General features: G+C 52.2%; 1 rRNA gene. It reads left to right on the top strand.

The features are described from left to right. Positions 1 to 2: 2 nt before the first annotated feature. A 23S ribosomal RNA gene (locus tag BJ095_RS18655) occupies positions 3 to 2925 on the top strand. The last annotated feature ends 1 nt before the right edge of the window (position 2926 follow it).

Here is a 2926-nt window from a genome sequence, read left to right as displayed (position 1 = left end):
TAGGTTAAGTTATTAAGGGCGCACGGTGGATGCCTTGGCACTAGGAGCCGAAGAAGGACGGCACTAACACCGATATGCTTCGGGGAGCTGTAAGTGAGCTTTGATCCGGAGATTTCCGAATGGGGGAACCCACTGTTCGTAATGGAACAGTATCTTGACGTGAATACATAGCGTCTTGAAGGCAGACCCAGGGAACTGAAACATCTAAGTACCTGGAGGAAGAGAAAGAAATTATTCGATTCCCTGAGTAGCGGCGAGCGAAACGGGAAGAGCCCAAACCAAGAGGCTTGCCTCTTGGGGTTGTAGGACACTCAACATAAGAGTTACAAAGGAATGAGTTAGACGAAGCGACCTGGAAAGGTCCGCCGTAGCGGGTAAAAGCCCCGTAGTCGAAAGTTCATTCTCTCTTGAGTGTATCCTGAGTACGGCGGAACACGTGAAATTCCGTCGGAATCCGGGAGGACCATCTCCCAAGGCTAAATACTACCTAGTGACCGATAGTGAACCAGTACCGTGAGGGAAAGGTGAAAAGCACCCCGGAAGGGGAGTGAAATAGATCCTGAAACCGTGTGCCTACAAGTAGTTAGAGCCCGTTAATGGGTGATAGCGTGCCTTTTGTAGAATGAACCGGCGAGTTACGATTACGTGCAAGGTTAAGCTGAGAAGGCGGAGCCGTAGCGAAAGCGAGTCTGAATAGGGCGAATGAGTACGTGGTCGTAGACCCGAAACCAGGTGATCTACCCATGTCCAGGGTGAAGGTGAGGTAACACTCACTGGAGGCCCGAACCCACGCACGTTGAAAAGTGCGGGGATGAGGTGTGGGTAGCGGAGAAATTCCAATCGAACCTGGAGATAGCTGGTTCTCTCCGAAATAGCTTTAGGGCTAGCCTCGTGATTGAGAATACTGGAGGTAGAGCACTGTTTGGACTAGGGGGGCATCTCGCTTTACCGAATTCAGACAAACTCCGAATGCCAGATATTTATACACGGGAGTCAGACTGCGAGTGATAAGATCCGTAGTCAAAAGGGAAACAGCCCAGACCACCAGCTAAGGTCCCAAAGTAATCGTTAAGTGGAAAAGGATGTGGCGTTGCTTAGACAACCAGGATGTTGGCTTAGAAGCAGCCATCATTTAAAGAGTGCGTAATAGCTCACTGGTCGAGTGACGCTGCGCCGAAAATGTATCGGGGCTAAACGATTCACCGAAGCTGTGGATGGAACATCTTAGATGTTCCGTGGTAGGAGAGCGTTCTAAGTGCGTTGAAGTCAGACCGGAAGGACTGGTGGAGCGCTTAGAAGTGAGAATGCCGGTATGAGTAGCGAAAGATGGGTGAGAATCCCATCCACCGTATGACTAAGGTTTCCTGAGGAAGGCTCGTCCGCTCAGGGTTAGTCGGGACCTAAGTCGAGGCCGATAGGCGTAGACGATGGACAACAGGTTGATATTCCTGTACCACCTCCCCGCCGTTTGAGTAATGGGGGGACGCAGTAGGATAAGATAAGCGTACCGTTGGTTGAGTACGCCCAAGCAGTAAGGCGTGGAAGTAGGCAAATCCGCTTCCTGTAACGTTGAGCTGTGATGGGGAGCTCTTATGAGCGAAGTATCTGATTTCACGCTGCCAAGAAAAGCCTCTAGCGAGGCGGGAGGTGCCCGTACCGCAAACCGACACAGGTAGTCGAGGAGAGAATCCTAAGGTGTGCGAGAGAACTCTCGTTAAGGAACTCGGCAAAATGACCCCGTAACTTCGGGAGAAGGGGTGCTCTCAGCAATGAGAGCCGCAGTGAATAGGCCCAGGCGACTGTTTAGCAAAAACACAGGTCTCTGCAAAACCGTAAGGTGACGTATAGGGGCTGACGCCTGCCCGGTGCTGGAAGGTTAAGAGGAGGGGTTAGCGCAAGCGAAGCTCTGAATTGAAGCCCCAGTAAACGGCGGCCGTAACTATAACGGTCCTAAGGTAGCGAAATTCCTTGTCGGGTAAGTTCCGACCCGCACGAAAGGCGTAACGATCTGGGCACTGTCTCAACGAGAGACTCGGTGAAATTATAGTACCTGTGAAGATGCAGGTTACCCGCGACAGGACGGAAAGACCCCGTGGAGCTTTACTGTAGCCTGATATTGAATTTTGGTACAACTTGTACAGGATAGGTAGGAGCCAGAGAACTCGGAGCGCCAGCTTCGAGGGAGGCGTCGGTGGGATACTACCCTGGTTGTATTGAAATTCTAACCCATGCCCCTTAGCGGGGCAGGAGACAGTGTCAGGTGGACAGTTTGACTGGGGCGGTCGCCTCCTAAAAGGTAACGGAGGCGCCCAAAGGTTCCCTCAGAATGGTTGGAAATCATTCGTAGAGTGTAAAGGCACAAGGGAGCTTGACTGCGAGACCTACAAGTCGAGCAGGGTCGAAAGACGGGCTTAGTGATCCGGTGGTTCCGCATGGAAGGGCCATCGCTCAACGGATAAAAGCTACCCCGGGGATAACAGGCTTATCTCCCCCAAGAGTCCACATCGACGGGGAGGTTTGGCACCTCGATGTCGGCTCATCGCATCCTGGGGCTGTAGTCGGTCCCAAGGGTTGGGCTGTTCGCCCATTAAAGCGGTACGCGAGCTGGGTTCAGAACGTCGTGAGACAGTTCGGTCCCTATCCGTCGTGGGCGTAGGAAATTTGAGAGGAGCTGTCCTTAGTACGAGAGGACCGGGATGGACACACCGCTGGTGTACCAGTTGTCTTGCCAAAGGCATCGCTGGGTAGCTATGTGTGGACGGGATAAGTGCTGAAAGCATCTAAGCATGAAGCCCCCCTCAAGATGAGATTTCCCATTACGCAAGTAAGTAAGATCCCTCAAAGACGATGAGGTAGATAGGTTCGAGGTGGAAGTGTGGTGACACATGGAGCTGACGAATACTAATCGATCGAGGACTTAACCAAA

The sequence above is a fragment of the Ureibacillus chungkukjangi genome, assembly GCF_003217295.1.
Lineage (GTDB): Bacteria > Bacillota > Bacilli > Bacillales_A > Planococcaceae > Ureibacillus > Ureibacillus chungkukjangi.
Note: the sequence above shows the minus strand (reverse complement) of the source record. Positions and strands in the feature narration are given on the sequence as shown.